This is a genomic window from Kitasatospora sp. NPDC024654 (genome assembly GCF_055559155.1).
The window spans coordinates 26,473-42,864 of record NZ_JBVHLF010000066.1 but is presented as its reverse complement, the minus strand read 5'-3'; the positions used below and the strand labels follow the sequence as shown (position 1 = coordinate 42,864).

The 16,392-nt window shown below is 73.9% G+C and carries 13 protein-coding genes and 1 pseudogene; 2 read left to right on the top strand and 12 right to left on the bottom strand.

Features of this window, described 5'->3' with window-relative positions; translation table 11 throughout:
• Window positions 1-86 precede the first annotated feature (86 nt).
• Window positions 87-515 (top strand): annotated as a pseudogene (locus ACZ38L_RS29350) (HNH endonuclease); the annotation flags it as partial.
• 32 nt (window positions 516-547) lie between these two features.
• Here the strand turns inward: ACZ38L_RS29350 and ACZ38L_RS29345 are convergent.
• Together ACZ38L_RS29345 and eccCa are read right to left on the bottom strand one after the other, a co-directional pair.
• A complete protein-coding gene (locus ACZ38L_RS29345) occupies window positions 548-1,963 on the bottom strand; it encodes a DUF6177 family protein (RefSeq protein WP_465698852.1) in 1,416 nt (471 codons plus the stop codon).
• Complete coding sequence (gene eccCa / locus ACZ38L_RS29340; RefSeq protein ID WP_465698850.1) at window positions 1,960-5,967, bottom strand: type VII secretion protein EccCa; 4,008 nt, start codon at window positions 5,965-5,967, stop codon at window positions 1,960-1,962. Before eccCa ends, ACZ38L_RS29345 begins: the two co-directional genes overlap by 4 nt.
• 29 nt (window positions 5,968-5,996) lie before the next feature.
• On the opposite strand from eccCa, the gene ACZ38L_RS29335 reads away from it, so the two are divergent.
• Window positions 5,997-6,860: a hypothetical protein gene (locus tag ACZ38L_RS29335; RefSeq protein WP_465698848.1), complete on the top strand. Its 864-nt coding sequence runs from the start codon at window positions 5,997-5,999 to the stop codon at window positions 6,858-6,860.
• 20 nt (window positions 6,861-6,880) lie between these two features.
• Here ACZ38L_RS29335 and ACZ38L_RS29330 read toward each other — a convergent pair whose 3' ends face one another.
• From ACZ38L_RS29330 to ACZ38L_RS29285, 10 genes are all read right to left on the bottom strand, one after another.
• On the bottom strand, window positions 6,881-7,984 hold the full coding sequence (locus ACZ38L_RS29330; RefSeq protein ID WP_465698846.1) for a hypothetical protein: 1,104 nt from the start codon (window positions 7,982-7,984) through the stop codon (window positions 6,881-6,883).
• Window positions 7,985-7,996: 12 nt separating this feature from the next.
• Entirely contained in the window at window positions 7,997-9,370 is a 1,374-nt protein-coding gene (eccD, locus tag ACZ38L_RS29325; protein WP_465698844.1) for a type VII secretion integral membrane protein EccD, read from the bottom strand.
• Window positions 9,367-9,651 carry a hypothetical protein gene (locus ACZ38L_RS29320; protein WP_465698842.1) on the bottom strand — a complete coding sequence of 95 codons (285 nt, stop codon included), beginning with the start codon at window positions 9,649-9,651 and terminating at the stop codon, window positions 9,367-9,369. Before ACZ38L_RS29320 ends, eccD begins: the two co-directional genes overlap by 4 nt.
• On the bottom strand, window positions 9,648-10,109 hold the full coding sequence (locus ACZ38L_RS29315) for an HD domain-containing protein (protein WP_465698840.1): 462 nt from the start codon (window positions 10,107-10,109) through the stop codon (window positions 9,648-9,650). The genes ACZ38L_RS29320 and ACZ38L_RS29315 overlap by 4 nt, the downstream gene beginning before the upstream one ends.
• Window positions 10,109-11,011: a pentapeptide repeat-containing protein gene (locus ACZ38L_RS29310; protein ID WP_465698838.1), complete on the bottom strand. Its 903-nt coding sequence runs from the start codon at window positions 11,009-11,011 to the stop codon at window positions 10,109-10,111. Before ACZ38L_RS29310 ends, ACZ38L_RS29315 begins: the two co-directional genes overlap by 1 nt.
• Entirely contained in the window at window positions 10,992-13,955 is a 2,964-nt protein-coding gene (locus tag ACZ38L_RS29305) for a hypothetical protein (protein ID WP_465698836.1), read from the bottom strand. The genes ACZ38L_RS29310 and ACZ38L_RS29305 overlap by 20 nt, the downstream gene beginning before the upstream one ends.
• The gene (locus tag ACZ38L_RS29300; protein WP_465698834.1) at window positions 13,952-14,392 is read right to left on the bottom strand and encodes a DUF6507 family protein; all 441 of its coding nucleotides are present in this window, start codon (window positions 14,390-14,392) and stop codon (window positions 13,952-13,954) included. The genes ACZ38L_RS29305 and ACZ38L_RS29300 overlap by 4 nt, the downstream gene beginning before the upstream one ends.
• A 44-nt stretch (window positions 14,393-14,436) precedes the next feature.
• Complete coding sequence (locus ACZ38L_RS29295; RefSeq protein WP_465698832.1) at window positions 14,437-14,745, bottom strand: pore-forming ESAT-6 family protein; 309 nt, start codon at window positions 14,743-14,745, stop codon at window positions 14,437-14,439.
• 20 nt (window positions 14,746-14,765) lie between these two features.
• On the bottom strand, window positions 14,766-15,098 hold the full coding sequence (locus ACZ38L_RS29290; protein ID WP_465698830.1) for a hypothetical protein: 333 nt from the start codon (window positions 15,096-15,098) through the stop codon (window positions 14,766-14,768).
• A gap of 185 nt (window positions 15,099-15,283) precedes the next feature.
• Window positions 15,284-16,327: an enoyl-CoA hydratase/isomerase family protein gene (locus ACZ38L_RS29285; protein WP_465698828.1), complete on the bottom strand. Its 1,044-nt coding sequence runs from the start codon at window positions 16,325-16,327 to the stop codon at window positions 15,284-15,286.
• Between the last annotated feature and the right edge of the window lie 65 nt (window positions 16,328-16,392).

The window sequence follows — 16,392 nt, the reverse complement described above, 5'->3', positions numbered from 1 at the left end:
CCCCCCCCCCCCCCCCCCCCCCCCCCCCCCCCCCCCCCCCCCCCCCCCCCCCCCCCCCCCCCCCCCCCCCCCCCCCCCCCCCCCCCCCCCGGGCCCGGGACCGGCGGATGCGGGAACTGGTGCTGACCGCCTACGAGTTCCAGTGCGCCTTCTGCGGCTACGACGGCGCGATCGGCGCCCGTCCGGTGGGCCTGGAGGCGGCGCACGTGCGGTGGTGGGCGTTCGCGGGGCCGGACGAGGTCGACAACGGTCTGTGCCTCTGCTCGCTGCACCACAAGCTCTTCGACAAGGGCGTGCTGGGGCTGGGGGCGGACCACCGCATCACGGTCTCGCAGAGCTTCGTCGGCCGGAACGAGAACACCAGGCAGCAGGTCCTCGCCCTGTCCGGCCGAAGGGTCATGGGCCCGCAGCCGGGTCGTCCGGCCGTCGCCCAGGCCCATCGGCAGTGGCACACCGCCCAGGTGTTCCGTGGCGAACCGCGCCGGCCGGCAACCCCGTTGGCGCCGGTCGGCTGAGTGGCGGCCTCGTCGGCGCGGGGCTGACGGAGCTACTGCCTGAGGTGGCGCAGCAGCTGTTCCAGGGCGGTCCAGGCGGGGCCGGGGGCGCCGCCGCCGTGGCCTTCGAGGAGGTAGAGGAGGCCGGGGCGGTTGGTGGGGCCGAGCGGGCGCGGGGTGGCGGCGATCGGGGGGCGGCGGGCGTGCGAGAGGCCGACCTGCTGGACGGCGTCGGGGCCGAGGGCGAAGCAGAGCGGGACCGGGATCGACTCGAACCGCGCGGGCACGCCGAGGTCGCGGCGGCCGGTGCGGCGTTGTGCCAGCAGCGAGCGGACCCGGTGCGAGGCGGTCAGTTCGGCGGCCAGCTCCGGGAGGGCGGCGAGCGGCGGCTGCTCGTCCGGGCCGTGGCCGATGACCAGCGTGATGTCCTCCTCGACGCCCTCGGTGGTGCGGGCGACCCGGACGGTGGCCAGGGCGGGCCGGTCGGGGGCGCCGACCAGGAGGGCCAGGGTGGCCCGCGGCGAGCGCCGGTGGGCGAGTTCGGTGAACTCGGCGGCGGACCAGGGCAGTCCGACCGGTTCGGCGGTGCCCCAGCCGGCCGGCGGCGCGCCGGTGAGGGCGCGCCAGGCGGCCTCGACCGCGCCGCCCAGCACCAGCTGCTCGTCGGCGGGGTGCAGGGTGCGCAGGGAGAGCACCAGTTGGGTGCCGTCGGCGGGAGCGGCGGTGGTGAAGGCGGTGGCCACCGGCACCCGGCCGTCGGGGCCGGCGGCCACCGGCTGGAAGGCACCGTCCGTCCAGTGCAGCACCGCGCCCGACAGACCGTCGTAGTAGCCGCCGGACTCGTCCCGGACCACCCAGCGGGAGTCGCGGCCGGTCAGCAGCATCCGGGTGGGCAGGCTGAGCACGGTGCCGCCGGGGGTGACCAGTTGCAGGCCGCGGCCCCCGGCCAGGCAGGCCCGTACCGCGTCGGCGAGCCAGGAGGTCAGCGCCACCACCGGCCGGTCCTGCATGACCACGGCGACCCGCTCGGTGAGCACGTCGACCGCCGGGTGACCCGGCGCGGCGGCGGGGACGGCGACCGCGGGGGCCACCGCGTCCGGGACGGGGTCCGGGACCGCGTCCGCCGGCCAGACCCGCCCGTCGAGCCCGGCCGCGAGCCGCCCGGCGAACGCTCCGGCGATCCGCTCGGCGTCCGTGGCGGCGGTGGAGGCACGGGCCTCCACCCACCAGCCGGGGGTCGGCACCCCGGCTGCCGCGGGCCCGAGCAGCCGTTCGGCCTCGCCCGGCACCTGGAGCAGGATCGGCGACTCGACCGAGACCAGCGGCCGGCCCCGCTCGTCGCAGAGCTGCAGCACCGCGCCGTCGGCGATGGTCTGCAGCCGCAGCTCGGGCCCGGCGGCCCGCAGGGCGGCCAGCAGGGTGCGGGCGTCCGGCATCTGCCGGGTCAGGGCGATGACGTCCTTGGTCACGGGCCCTCCTGGGGTGCCGTCGGGGTGCAGAGGGCGGTCTGGACCAGCCGGTGCGGCTCGCCGCGGCGGGCCAGCACGCCCCGGCCGGCCGGCTGGGCCGCGGCGTACAGGCCGGGGAAGAGCTCGCCCTCGCTGCGGTCGCCGCGCATCACCAGGCCGGCGGTGCCGCTCTCGCGCAGGGTGAGCAGGAACGGGTCGTACAGCGCCCGGGACGCCCCGGCCACCCGGCGGGTGACCACGAAGTGCAGGCCGATGTCGGGTGCGGAGGGCAGGAACGGCAGGAAGGGTGCCAGCGGCGTCTGGCCGGCCGTGGTGAGCACGTCGTAGTCGTCGATGACCACGACCACCCGTGGGCCGCTGTACCAGGAGCCCTCGGCGAGGACCCGCGGGTCGGCGGTCTCGTCCGGGATCCGCTTGGCCAGCTCGGTGGCGATGCCGGTGGCCAGCCCGCCGGCGATCTTGGCGTTGTAGGCGTAGCCGCCCTGGTACTCCTCCGGGACCAGGTCACGCAGCCCGCGCCGCGGGTCCATCACGGCGAAGACCAGCTGGTCGGGGGAGTACCGGTCGACCAGGCCACGGGCGATCAGCCGCAGCAGGTTGGTCTTGCCGCACTCGTTGTCGCCGAGCACCAGCAGGTGCTGGTCGCGCTCGAAGAGGTCCAGCGGGATGGGGGAGAGGGTGCTCTGGTCCAGGCCGATCGGCACCCGCCGGGGCTCGGCGGCCGGGCCGGGCAACCCGGCGGCGTCCAGTCGGGCGGGCAACACCCGCACCGGCTGGGCGAGTTCACCGGTCCAGGCGGACCGGACCGCCAGCACCGCCTGCTCCAGCGCCGGGCCCAGATCCGCGCTGGCGGCCAGCCCGTCGATCCGGGGCAGCGCCACCTGGGCGGTCAACTGCCCGTCGGTGAGCGCGCGTCCGGGCTGCCCGGCGGGGAGCGTCTGCGCGAGTCGGCGGTCGATGCTGCTGTCGCCGGGGTCGTTGAGCCGCAGCTCGATCCGGCTGCCGAAGGTGGCCTGGGCGGCGATCCGCACGTCGTTCCAGCGCAGCATCCCGGCGACCACGTGGAGGCCGTAACCGCCACCGCGCTGCAGCAGGTCGGTCACCAGGTCGTCCAGCAGGTCGAACTCGTCGCGCAGCGCACCGAAGCCGTCGATCACCAACACCATGTCGGTAGAGCCGAGTTCGGGCACCCGGCCGGCGGCCCGGGCGGCCCGGAGCTGGTCCACCGAGTCGATGCCGTGCTCGCGGAAGAGCGCCTCACGCTCGGCGAGCATGCCGTGCACCTCCTCGACCGTGCGCCGGACCCGCTCCCGGTCGGCCCGCCCGGCCATCCCGCCGACCTGCGGCAGCCCGGCCAGCGCCTGCAGGCCGCCGCCGACCAGGTCGACGCCGTAGACGCCGGCCTCGGCCGGGGTGTGGGTGAGCGCCAGCGAGAGCACCAGCGAGCGCAGCAGCGTGGTCTTGCCGGACTGCGGCCCGCCGATCACCGCGAGGTGGCCGCCGGCCATCGTGAGGTCGACGTTCCAACGGCCCTGCCACTGCCGGGCGGGGTTGTCCAGCAGCCCCAGCGGGATCTGCAAGGTGCCGGCCCGGCGGGCCAGTTGCATGCCCCGGTAGCCGATCTCCACCGGCCCGGCGACCGCGTCCAGGGTGAGTCCGGCCGGCAGCGGCGGCAGCCAGATCCGGCGCACCGGCTCTGCGGCGGCGCACAGTTGGTCGACCATCAGGCCGAGCACGGTCGGGCCCAGGGCGCGCTTGGGCATCGCCGGAGCGTCCCCACCGCTCGCCGTCCCCGGTTCGTCCGCGCCTTCGCCGAGCAGGTTGTAGGCGGGGTACGGGAGCACCCGCGGCCCGGTCGGCGCCGCCTCCGGCCGCGCGGGGCCGCGGTACGCGCCGGAGACGAAGCCCGCCTTGAACCGCTCGTAGTGGCTGGTGTCGACCTTGAGGTAGCCGAAACCGGGAAGCGGCGGCAGGTGGAAGGCGTCCGGTGTCTCCAGCACCGTCCGGCTCTCCTCGGGGGAGAAGGTGCGCAGCCCGAGCCGGTAGGAGAGGTAGGTGTCCAGCCCCTTGAGCCGGCCGCCCTCGATCCGCTGGCTGGAGAGCAGCAGGTGCACGCCGATGCTCCGGCCGATCCGGCCGATCGACAGGAACAGCTCGATGAAGTCGGGCTTGGCGGTGAGCAGTTCGCCGAACTCGTCGATCACCACCAGCAGGTGTGGCAGCGGCGGCAGGTCGGGCCGCGTGTCGCGCAGCGCGCGGTAGTGCGAGATGTCCGCGATGTTGCCCGCGTCCTTCAGCACCTGCTGGCGGCGCTGCACCTCGCCGGCCAGGCTGGCGTGCACCCGCTCGACCAGGCCGGCGTCGTTCTCCAGGTTGGTGATCACCCCGGCGACGTGCGGGACCTGCTCGAACGGCGCGAAGGTCGCGCCGCCCTTGTAGTCGACCAGCACCATCGAGAGGTCCTCGGGCGGATGGGTGGCGAGCAGCCCGAGCACCAGGGTGCGCAGCAGCTCGCTCTTGCCCGAGCCGGTCGCGCCGACGCACAACCCGTGCGGGCCCATGCCCAGTTCGGCGGACTCCTTGAGGTCGAGCAGCACCGGTTGCCCGGCGTCGTTCACGCCGATCGGCACCCGCAGGAAGGCGCGCTCGCCACGGGCGGCCCAGAGCCGGCGGAAGTCCAGTGCGGCCGGGTCCGGGGCACCCAGCAGGCCGGTGAAGTCGACCGGGCCGGCGGTGCCGGTCTCGGCGGCGGAGTCGGCGGAGAGTCGCAGCGGCGCGAGCAGCCGGGCCAGGCCCTCGGCGCCGGCCGGGGAGAGCTCGTCCACCGTGCCCCGCGTGGTCAGCGGCTGCTCGCCGCGCAGGTCCTCGACGGTGACCTGGTCGCCGTCCACGGTGAGCCGGACCGCCACCTGACCCGGCTCGGCGACCCGCTCGGTCACCAGGTGCAGCACCGTGACGCCCATCTCGGCGAGGGCCACCGCCTCGTCGGGGCGCGGCAGTTCGCCGGCCGTGGTGCCGTGGCCGTCGCTGACCACCAGCAGCCGGGCGGTCAGCGCCCGGGCGTCGCCGCCGCCGGTCAGGCCGCGCCGGGCCTCGGCCGCGTAGGAGGCACGCCGGCGCAGGTCGTCGCCGAGCAGCGGGGCGAGCGTGGCCAGGTCGGGGGCGATCCGGCGGGCGCTGACCGGGCCGTCCCACTGCTCGGCGTCGAGCAGCTGCGGCAGCCACTTGGCCCACTCCCAGTCGGCCAGCCGGTCGCCGGGGCAGGCCAGCGCCAGCTGGAGGTCGTCGGGCGCGTGCGCCGCCGCCGCGTGCACCAGCAGCGCCCGGGCCACCCGCAGCACGTCGGCGCGCTCGCCGACCACGCTGACGTCGCCGACCCGGTCCAGCGGGACCGGCAGCGGCAGGTCGGTCGCGGTGCCGAAGCGGTGCAGCAGCGCCCGGGCCTCGTTCAGCATGAACGGGTCGGTCGGGGTGAGCACGTTGGAGCCCGAGCCGGCCAGGGTGAGCGGACGCACCGGGAGCTCGCCGGTGCCGACCCGCACCTGCAGGAAGTCCGGGTCGGTCCGGCGCCGCTCCCAGAGCCGGGCCGGGTCGCGGACCAGGTCGTACAGCCCCTCCGGCGGCGGCGCCAGCAACCGCGCGGTGACCCGAAACTCCCGCTCCTCGGCGGCGAGTTCCTCGCGCAGCCGCTCCAGGTACTCCAGGTAGCGTTCGCGCTGGGCGCGCCGGGTGCGCTGCGCCTTGCCGCGCTGGGAGAAGAGCATGCCGAGGGTGCCGCAGAGGGTGACCACCAGGGTGACCGCGCCGATCGCGGCGTACTGGCCGCTGCGCACCACGGCCATCATCACCACCGAGCTCATCACCCCCAGCACCGGCAGCAGTGCCTGCGCGAGCCCGCCGGCCTTGCCCTCGGGCAGGTTCGGCGGGGCCTCGACGACCCTGGGCTCGGTGTGCACCAAGGGACGTGTGGTACGGGTGGGGCGGTGGACCAGCCGGGTGGTCATCGGCTCCAGCTCACTGATAGGAACAGCGGATGAGTACTCAGAGGGAGATCGCGGCGGCGGTCCGCGCGCTGGTCGCCGACCTGCTGCCGGTGCTGGCGCCGCACGCGATGCTCGACGCCGACAGCGGGCGCCTGGTGCTGCTGGTCGACGCCGCGCACGCGGACGTCTCCCTGGACGGGATCGTCACGATCTGCGCGGACGTGCCGCAGCACACCTGGCCCAGCCGGGTGCAGGACTGGCTCGCCGAGAAGCAGCGGCAGGTCGCCGACGCCGTCCGGGAGCGGCGCGAACTCGGCGAGGTCGAGACGCTGCTGCGGGTGCAGGTGGCGCCCCGCCTGCCCGCCGCGGAGCGCCGGCGGCTGCTCTGCACCGCGTACGGCGAGCTGCTGGACCTGGTGGTGGTGCTCGACCACGCCGACGGCGGGCGGCTCAGCCGGGAGCGCGCCGAGCGGCTGGTGCTGGCCGACCCGGGCGGGCACGCGCTGGCCAACACGTTGCGGATCGAGCTGCCCGCCTTCACGGTGGCCGAGCGGCCGCCGGCCGGCGGGGCGCCGGTCTGGGCGGTCGGCCGGGCCGGCAGTCCGTTCGCCACCAGCGCGCTGCTCGGCCTGGACCGGTTCCTGCCCGGCCCGTGCCCGTACGGCACGCTGCTCGGACTGCCCCGGTACGGCGAGTTGCTGCTCTGCCCGGTGGTGCCGGACCAACTGGCCCTGGCAGCCCGGGAGTTGGCCGACCAGGTCGGTGAGGCGCACCGGGCGGCCACGGACCGCTGCGACGATCGGCTGTTCTGGTGGGCCGAGGAGCGACTGTACGAGCTGCGCTTCGGCCGGCTGACCGGCCGGCCGAAGGTGCCCGCGCCGCTGCGCCGGCTGCTGCGCGGGCGTGGGCGGTGAGCTGACGACGGTCGGCATGGTCACCCGCGCACGGCCCGGTTGAGCAGCTCTGCGGCGAGCCGGCTGGTCCGCTCCCGGGTGCCGAGCGCCAGCCGGGCGGTGTCGATCCGGCCACCGGCCGCCAGGTGCCGGTCGTACGGCAGCCCGATCACCTCGACGCCCTCGACCCGCAGGTGCGCGCTGGCGGCGGCGAGGTCCAGCCGCGGGTGCGGGGTGGTCTCGGCCAGCACCACCACGGTGGTCGGCAGCAGCGGACGCGGCAGGCCGCTCATCCAGCTCAGCACGGTGTGGGTGCTGGTCACCCCCTCCACGCTGGCCGGTGCCACCAGCACCCGGGCCTGCGCGGCGGAGAGCGCGCTGCGGGCCAGCTCGCCGGGGAGTGAGCCGCAGTCCAGCACAGTGATCGCGAAGTACCGGCGCAGCGCGACCGCGACCCGTTGGAAGGTGGCCAGATCCAGCCGGGCGCCGATCTCCCCCCGGCTGCCGGGCAGCAGCCAGCCGCCCTCGGGCAGTTTGGTCAGATAGCCGAGCACCTGGTCGAACGGCATCGACGGGGTGATCAGCTGGGCGAGGTCGTCGAAGGTCCAGCGCAGCTCATGGGCACCGGCCCGGATCGGCAGCGAGCCCAGCGCCGGCTCGGCCTCCATCAGCAGCACCGGGTCGCGGCGGTAGTGCGTGAAGGTGGCGCCGAGCAGCGCGGCGACGGTGGTCTTGCCGGCGCCGCCGCGGATGCTGGTGACCGCGATCTGCCGGCCGGTGGTGACCGGTTGCTGGATCTCCCGGGCGAACCGGGCGGCCCGCTCGACCTCCTGGGCGGCCGAGGAGGAGAGCAGCCGGCGCAGCGCCCGGCCGGTCCGCACGGCCGCCGAGTCGCCGTTCCGGGGCTTGCCGCGGACCAGACCCAGCGCCGGGTCCAGGGTCGGCACCGGGCTGGGTGGTTCGACCTTCGCCTTCGCCAGCCGCGGGGCGAACCGGGCGGCGGGCGGCACGGCCTGGGCCGGCACGGCCGGTCCGTGCGCCGGCCTGTCCATCGGTCCGTCCATCGGGACGGCCGCCGGTACGGGTGCGGGCGCCGCGGCACCGCCGAGGTCGCCGAACAGGGAACGCTGCCAGTCGTCGGACACGGGTCCTCCCCCTTATCGGAACGCGCCGAGGAGCCGCGCGTACACGCCGAACACCCCGACCGCGAGCGGGAACAGGGCCACGATGCCGATCGCCTCGACCAGGTCGGCGACCCGCCGCAGCCGGACCTGGACGTGCTCCGGCGGCTGCACGGCCAGCACCGCGAGCGGCAGCAGCACGAGCAGGCAGAGCACGATCAGCCGGGTGTGCGCGCTCCCGTGCGCGGGGTCGGGCCACACCGTCACCAGCCGGACCAGCAGCACCAGGGACGCCGCCAGCAGCGCGCCCACCTCGGCCACCAGCGGATAGGCCCGGGCCCGGGCCAGCAGCACCACGGCGGTCAGCACGGCCAGCAGCACGGTCCATGGTTCGCGCACCGAGACCAGCAGCCAGCCTGCGGCCGCCGCCGACCCGGCGCCGGCCACCGTGGCCAGCGCCAGCCCGCGGTGCGCGGCGGCCAGCGCGGTGGTCACCTCGTGCCGGCTCACCGAGACGCCGCCCGCCCGCCGGTCGTCCAGCCCGGTCAGCCCGGCGGCGACCAGCGCGAGCCGCGGCAGCACCCCGAGCGCGACCACCGAGCAGACCGCCAGCACCGCGCCCAGCTCCGCCTGCCCGCGCGGGTGCGGCGCGCCGTGCAGCAGTGCGGTGGTGACCTCCCACAGCACGGCGAGCGCCAGCACCGCCGCGCCGCCGACCAGCCCGCCGCGCCCGACCGGGGAGAACAGCCCCAGCAGCGCCAGGGTCAGTACCGCCACCCCGGCCAGCAGCCCCCAGCGCCCGGCCGGCGGCCAGCCCTGCGCGTCGGCCAGCGTCCAGGCGCCGAGCAGGCCGACCGCGCCGCCGCCGAGCAGCAGCGTGGTGCCCAGGCCGCGGTTGCCCAGCAGCCGGGCGGCCGGCACGCCGGCGACGGCCAGCAGCGCGGCGGCGCCGAGCAGCCAGCCGGCCGCGGCCGAGGTGCCCAGGTCGGCGACCGCGATCCGGCCGGCGGTCAGCGCCAGGACCAGCGCCACCAGGCCGGCGGTAGGCCGGCGGACCTTGGGGCGCCAGCGCCAGGAGCGCAGGTCGAGGTCGTCGGCCACTTCGTCGGTGACGTCGTGCACCACCGGGGCCGAGGGGGTGTCCTGGGTCCGGACCAGCCGCAGCACCGCACCGTCCGCGACGCCCGCCTCGGCGAGCGTGGTGTCCTGCGGGAGCACGCTGCCGTCGGTGGTGACCAGCTGGCGCAGCATCGGCCGGGCGGCAACCTGGTCGTTGAGCAGCGACAGCACCTCCGGCAGCAGCAGCCCGACCGGCTCGTCGGCGGGCAGCAGCAGGTCGACCCGCCGCCCGGTCCCGACCAGGGTCACCCGGCTCAGTCCGGCCGGGCGTTCCCCTCCTACCTTGATCATTTCGTGCTACCCGTCATCGTGGTGGTGGTCGAGCCGATGGTGGTCGATGTGCTGGTCGTGCCGGGCGTGCTCTTGTGCAGCAGCCGGTGCTCGACGAAGGACCAGCCGACGCACCCCGCGCAGAGCACCGCCGCCAGCGCGATCCCGCCGAACACCTTGCCGAGCTGCTCGTCGGTGGACCGCCGGGTCCGCATCGCACCGTGCAGCAGCGCGTCGCGCAGCCGCCGGCGGCGGACCGACACCGATTCCAGCAGCTGGCTGTCGAAGTCCCGGGCCGTCACAGCTCGCCCGGGACCGGCAGGCCGAGCAGGCGGCGCATCCGGGCGTACTTGGCGGTCAGCCGGTCCCGGGTCGCCGGGTCCAGCAGCGCGAGCCGGGCCGGATCCGCGTTGTGCGCGAGATCGGCCGCCTTGACCGTCAACGCCCCCGGCGTGGCACGGATCCGCGCGGCGTACTCCTCCGGGCTCTCGCCGGACCGCTTGGTGACGGCCAGCACGATCGCCCTGGTCCGGTCCGAGAGCGCGGCCTCGGCCAGCCACTCCGGCGACAGCGCGCCGTCCTCCACCGCGTCGTGCAGCCAGGCGGCGGCGATCTGCTCCTCGTCGCCGTCACGCTCGGCGGTACCCCGGGCGACCGCGGCGAGATGCTCGGCGTACGGGCGGCCGGCCTTGTCGACCTGCCCCGCGTGGGCGCGCCGGGCGATGGCCTCGACCTCGGACAGGGTCAGGCGGTTCGTCATCAGTCGTCCCGCGCCTCGTGTCGGAGCTTCTCGGTGATCCGGGCGACGAAGGCGTCGGCCTCGGCCCTGGTGATCTCGACGTGGTCGATGTCGTTGTGGCCCAGGTGGTAGAGCCGGAGGTACTCGGTGGGCTCCCAGCGCAGGTTCCGGGTGAACGCCTCGTCGTACTCGACGCCGTCGACCACCCGGCGGCGGACGATGCCGCTGGGCCGCTCGCGGGTCCGGCCCCCGGCCAGCAGGCCGTAGTAGGTGTACGACGGCAGGCCACGGGACGCCAGCACCTCGACCCGGGCGCCACGCTCGGCCAACCACCGTTCGAGCTCGGGGCCGCCGATCTCCCGCTCGCCGTCCGCCGCACAGAACGTGACCGGGCCGAACAGCGTGCCGGACAGCCCGGTCAGCACGGTGTGCTCGTCCAGCCGCACCTTGAACGAGGTCTCGGCCATCGTCGCGTCGGTCAGGTCGGCGCCGCGCAGGTCGCTCCGGCGGAGCATGGCGTCGCCGAAGACCGTGCCGCGGAAGCTCGCCTCCCTGGCGTCGACCCCCCACAGCTCGGCGCCGTACAGGTCCGCCCCGTCCAGCCGGGCGGAGCGCAGGTTCGCCTCGTCCAGGGTCGCCTTCACCAGTCCGGCGCCGGTGAGGTCGGCACCGGACAGGTCGGCCTGCTCCAGGTGCGCGCGCCAGAAGTCCGCCCGGGCCAGCGTGGTGCCGGTGAGGACGGCGGAGCAGAGCAGGGCCCCGGTGAAGTCCCCGTCCGAGAGATCGGCGCCGCGCAGGTCCAACTCCACGGCGTCCAGGGGTTCGTTCTCCGCGGCCGCCGCCCACTCCGTCAGCCGGACCGCCGCCTGCCGGTCCTGCGGGAGGGTCTTCGGGGACCAGTGCTCAGGGATACCAGATGACACGGTCTTCCCAACCCCTCTGCTCAATGACGGCCTTGAGGTCGTCGATCGCCGCCTGATCGGCGTTCCGTACGTCAAGAATGACGATGCGGTGCTTTTCCACAATCTGGTCGTCGAGCTTGTCGACGAACTTCTGATTGTCGGCAGGATTATAGGCGCCGCCGAACGGCTTGGAACGGTCGCGCTGATTGTTCAGCGGCGGCCAGTCCGAGTGGACGCCCTTGATGTCGTAGTACTCACCGGAAGTCGCCGAATGGAACTCGCCCTGTCCGCGGACGTCGGGGCGAGCGATGTCGGCCGGGAGCCGGCCCTGCTCGCGCAGGTCCAGGCCGACCCGGGCCTCGTCCTGCGAACCGGGGTTGACCTTGCCGCTCTTGTCCGGGTCCTTTTCCAACTCGCTGAAGTCGTACGAGTGGTGCTGCTCGATCTTCTGCAGGTGCTGGGCGAGGGCCGCCTTCTGCTCGGCGGTGAGCTCCTGCTGCGACGGAGTGTCGGGGCGGTCGAGCGCACCGCTGCCGCCGTCGTGGCCGGGCGTGCCCGGGTGGTCGTGACCGGCCGGCCCGGCCGGGGTGTCGTGGCCGGTCGGCGGGGTGCCGGGCGTGCCGCCGTCACCGGTGGGGTGGTGGCCGCCGTCGGGGGCGGTTCCGTCGGGCCTCGGGTGGTCGGTGCTGGGGTGGTGGCCGGCGGTGGGGACGTCGTGGCCGGCCTGGGTCGGAAGGTCGTGGCCGCCGGCCGCCGGCAGGTGGATCTCCCCGGCACCGGCCGGGACCGGGACCTTGCCGAACAGGTCGCTCTGCTCGGCCTTGATGGCGGCCAGCTCGTCCGGGGTGACCCCGGGCAGGCGCTCCTTCTCGTAGAGGACGTGGCCGTCCATCTTGGCGGTGAAGCTGTCCGGCGTGTGGAACTGCAGCTCGAAGGCCTGGCCGGTGGCCGGGTCGCGCCAGGTGGAGTTGATGCCCTTGTAGCCGGCGGAGTCCCAGGTGTTCTTGAAGGTGATGTTCTCGTAGCCCTGCGACCGCAGGTCGGCCACGGCCTGCTGGACACCGTGGGTGTAGTTGTCGGAGGGGATTTCCAGGGTGTAGCGGACCGAGTCCTTGATATTGGACAGCACCTCTGCCGGGGTGGCGTCCGAGTTGTTCATCAGGTCGGTGGCGACCTTGCGCTTGAGCGAGTCCTCGCCCTTGAGGCGGTACTCCAGACCGTTCAGCTTGGCGTGGTCCACCTGGCCGGCGATGGACTGCACGGAGTGGGTGAGCTTCGGCTCGGCGGTGCCGGCCTGCTGGAGGAACTTCTCGGTGGCGGCGTTGGCGGCGGGGGAGAGCTTGAGGCCGCCCTCACCGTGCCAGGAACCGTCGGGCTGGTTGCCCTCGGGGCCGTCGGAGCGGGGGGTGTGGTCGCCGGGGGTGCCGGAGCCGCCGTCGTGGCCGCCCGGGCCGCCGGAGTTGCCGCCCTCGTGCCCAGAACCGCCGTTGTGGCCCTCGCCGTTGCCGCCGCCCTCGTGCCCGGAAGTGCCGCCGTGCCCCGAACCGCCCTCGTGGTCCCCGCTGTTGCCGCTGTCGTGGCCGTTGCCGCCGCTACCGGTGTGGTCTGCGGCGCCGTGCTCACCGGTGTGTCCGGCGCTGTCCGGCAGGCTGCCGCCCGTGTGCACGGACGCCAGCTCCTGCGGGGTGATCACCTTCACCTGGCCGTCGGGCAGGTGGAGTTCGCCGTTGGGGTGGAGCACTGAGCCGTCCGGCAGTTTGAGCGAGCCGTCGGGCAGTTCGGTGCCGTGCAGGCTGGTGAGGTCGTCGAGGCCCTTGACGTCGGTACCCGTGAGGTGGTTGAGGGCGGCGGTCAGCTGCGCGACGCTGGGGAGCTTGCCCAGCACCGGCGAGAGCATCTTGCTGACGTAGGTCATCGGGTCGATGACCTCACCGATCCCGCCCAGCACGTTGAGGGTCTTGCCGGCCATGCCGGCCTTGCTGGCGGCTTCGCCGGCCTCGCCGATCTCCCCGAGCTTGCCGACCTTGAGTGGCGCGACCAGGCAGGTGAGGACGTTGAAGGTGACCGCACCCGCCGCCGTGCCCGGGTTCTGTTTCCATTCGTCCCAGGCGACCATGCTCTTGGCGAACGCGATGGGCGCGTTCTTGGCGTCGCGCAGCCAGCCGGGCAGCGCGGAGTCGGGGGTGGCCAGGAACGCCGGGTCGAAGTTCACGATGGTCAGGCCGAGGGCGAGTTCGCCGATGCCCTTCCAGGCCTGTTCGAAGTTCTTGAGGCCGCCGAAGCCGACCAGGGTGCCCAGGCCCTTGATGGTGCCCCAGACGCCGTCGACGATCAGGCCGTCCCAGACGAAGCTCTTCACCCAGTAGCCGACGTCCCAGATGTGGTGGGACTGCTCCTGAGTGCTGCCCCACGGGACCTTGGCACCGTCCAGCTGCTGGCTGGTGTAGCCGTACATGTCGGCCTTGTCGGAGCCGTCGTTGCCGACGTACCGGGTGCCCCCGAAGACCGCGTCGATCGCGTTGGCACAGGTCCGCTCGGCCGCCCAGAACGCGGCGACGGCGGCATCGACCTGCTTCATCAGGTCGTTGTTCCGGTCGACCTTGTCGCCGTCGTACGTCCAGTCGTGGTCGTTCTTCACGCTGTTGACGAAGGTGGTCGCCTGGTCGTGCAGCGACTTGAGCGTGGCCGCGATCGGCCGCACGTCGTGCGCGTACGTGGACAGCGCGGCGGCGACCTTCTCCACGTCCCCCGCGAAGTCGTCCGCCTGGGTCGCCACCGGCTTGGTGGTCGCGAACAGCTGCTCCGCCTCGGGAGCATGGTAGAAGGCCGACAGGCCCTGGAAGGTGGTATGGATCCCGGAACCGGTGGTGCGGATGCTCCCGGCATCCGTCTTCAGCGACGCGGCGTCCTGCTCCAACTGGTCCAGATCACCGACGAACTGCGGAATGTCATCCGGATCGATCACTTCCCGGCCTGCTTCCCGCCGGCGGGCGCCTTCCCGTTGGTCGGCGGGGTGGTGGCGATCGGCGGATCGGCCAGCGCCGCCGACTGCGCGTCCTGGGCCATCTGCAGATCACCCGTCAGATACGCCTTCGTCGCGTCCACCGCGCCCTGCATCGACTTACCGGTCCGATCCGCCAGGAAGTTCAGCTTCCCGTCCACCGCCTGCGCGAACTGCGCCAACGCCACAGCCACCAGACCCGCCGGCCCCTGGCCGCTGCCGCCGTCCTTACCGCCGCCGCTGCCGCTCTGACCGCCCTGACTCAACCCGCCCGCCGACGTCGCCGCACTCTGCAGATGCCCGCCGTACGACTTGGCCTGTCCAGCCAGACCGTCGGCAACCGTAGCGGTCCTGCTCAGCACACCGCCCACACCGGCCGGATCGATGTCCCACTGTCCCACGAAACGCTCCCCCGTGAATCACCCGAGCCCGAACCGCGAACGGGTCAACCGATCGCGTCCACCGCCGACTTGGCACGCGACAGGGTCTGCTGCGCCGTCCCGTCGTTCTTCTCCAACGTGCCCTTGACCAGATTGATGATCCCGCGCACCTCGGTCGCGGCCCGGTTCCAGCGCTGCTCCTTGCCCTGGTACTGGTCGGAGACCCCGTCGGCCTGGAAGTCGGACATCGCCGCCTTCACCGCCTGGTCGCGCTCGTTGATCACCGCTTCCAGCCGGGCGATGATCCCCTGCAGGCTGCCCTGCACCTCGCCCGAGGCAGCGGTGTCGTAGCTGCGTCGATCCGTGTTCGCCATTTCGAATTCCCCCGTGATTCCTAGCAGCTGGAGAACTTGGCCGCGTCGAAGTTGGCCGCGCCCATGGTGGAACGAGCGGTATCCGACATCTCGGTGTCACCGCTGCCGAACGACTGGTTCATACCGCCCTGACCGCCCAGGATCGCGCTCAGCGAGCCGTTGAGGTCGGCGGTGATCTGGTCCGCGCGGGACTTGAACGAGTCGAAGGCGATCCGCCCGGCGCCGTTGAACTTGCCCTCCAGCGGCTGCACCGAGGCGATCAACTGCTTGATCAGCGTGCCCAGGTCGTCACTCGACCCCTGAGTGTGCTTGATCAGGGTCGCCAGCGTCTGACTTCCCATATCGAACTTCACAAGCCATCCCCCGTTCGGCATGAAAGCTTCACATGACGTCAATCTCTGCCAAATTCACGGGAAATCGTTCACTAGCGAGCGATTTCCCAGCAAAATGGATATCAGCCCGGCCCACGTTCCTGCAACCCACTTCACCGGCAAGTATCGTCGCCCCCACCGACAACGGCGGATGGCGGCGGCAGGGCTCAGCCCAGGCCCAACTCGGCCGCGCCCAGCCCCGCGAAGTGCCGCTCGACCTCCGCCGCGCCCACCTCCGCCAGCGTGGCCGGCTTCCACCGCGGGTTCCGGTCCTTGTCGACCACCTGGGCACGGATCCCCTCGACGAAGTCCGGGTCGGCCAGCCCCGCGCAGGAGACCCGGTACTCCTGGTCGAGCGCCGCCCCCAGTGACGGCAGCCGGAGGGCCCGACGCAGCGCGGCCAGCGTCACCTTGAGTGCGGTCGGCGACTTCGTGCCGATCTGCCCGGCCGCCTCCTTGGCCTCGGTCACGCCGCTGTCCAGCAGCCGGGCGACGATCTCCTCGACGGTGTCGGCCGCGTAGCAGGTGTCGATCCAGTCGCGCTGCCCGGCCAGCTCCGAGGCGGGCACGGACAGCGCGAACTCGGCCACCGCGCGGGCCGGTTCGGTGTCCGACAGCGCGGCGGTGAAGGCCGGCAGCCGGTCGGACGACAGGTAGTGGTCGGCGAAGCCGCAGTACACCGCGTCCGGACCGGTCATCCGCCCGGCGGTCAGCGCCAGGTGGGTGCCGAGCTCGCCGGGCGCCCGGGCGAGCAGCCAGCTGCCGCCGACGTCGGGGACGAACCCGATGGTGGTCTCCGGCATTCCGACGTCGGAGCGCTCGGTGACCACCCGGACCGAGCCGTGCGCCGAGACGCCGACCCCGCCGCCGAGCACCAGCCCGTCCATCACCGCGACGTAGGGCTTGGGGTAGCCGGAGATCCGGTGGTTGAGCAGGTACTCGGCGCGGAAGAAGGCGCGCGCCGCGTCCCCGCCGAGCTTGGCGTCGTCGTGGAAGAACCGGATGTCGCCGCCCGCGCACAGCCCGCGCTCGCCCGCGCCGGTGAGCACCACGGCGGCGACCTCGTCGTCCCGTGCCCAGTCGGCCAGTACCGCGTCCAGCCGGCTGACCATGGCGTGGTTGAGCGCGTTGATCGCGCGCGGGCGGTTGAGGGTGAGCCGGCCCACCCGGCCGTCCCTACGGGCCAGTACCAGGTCGTCGTGGGAGGTCATGGAGGTAGCTCCTTGCGGTGAGCGGGCCGTGCCGCTGCCACGGTACGCGCCCGCCCGGCGCCCGT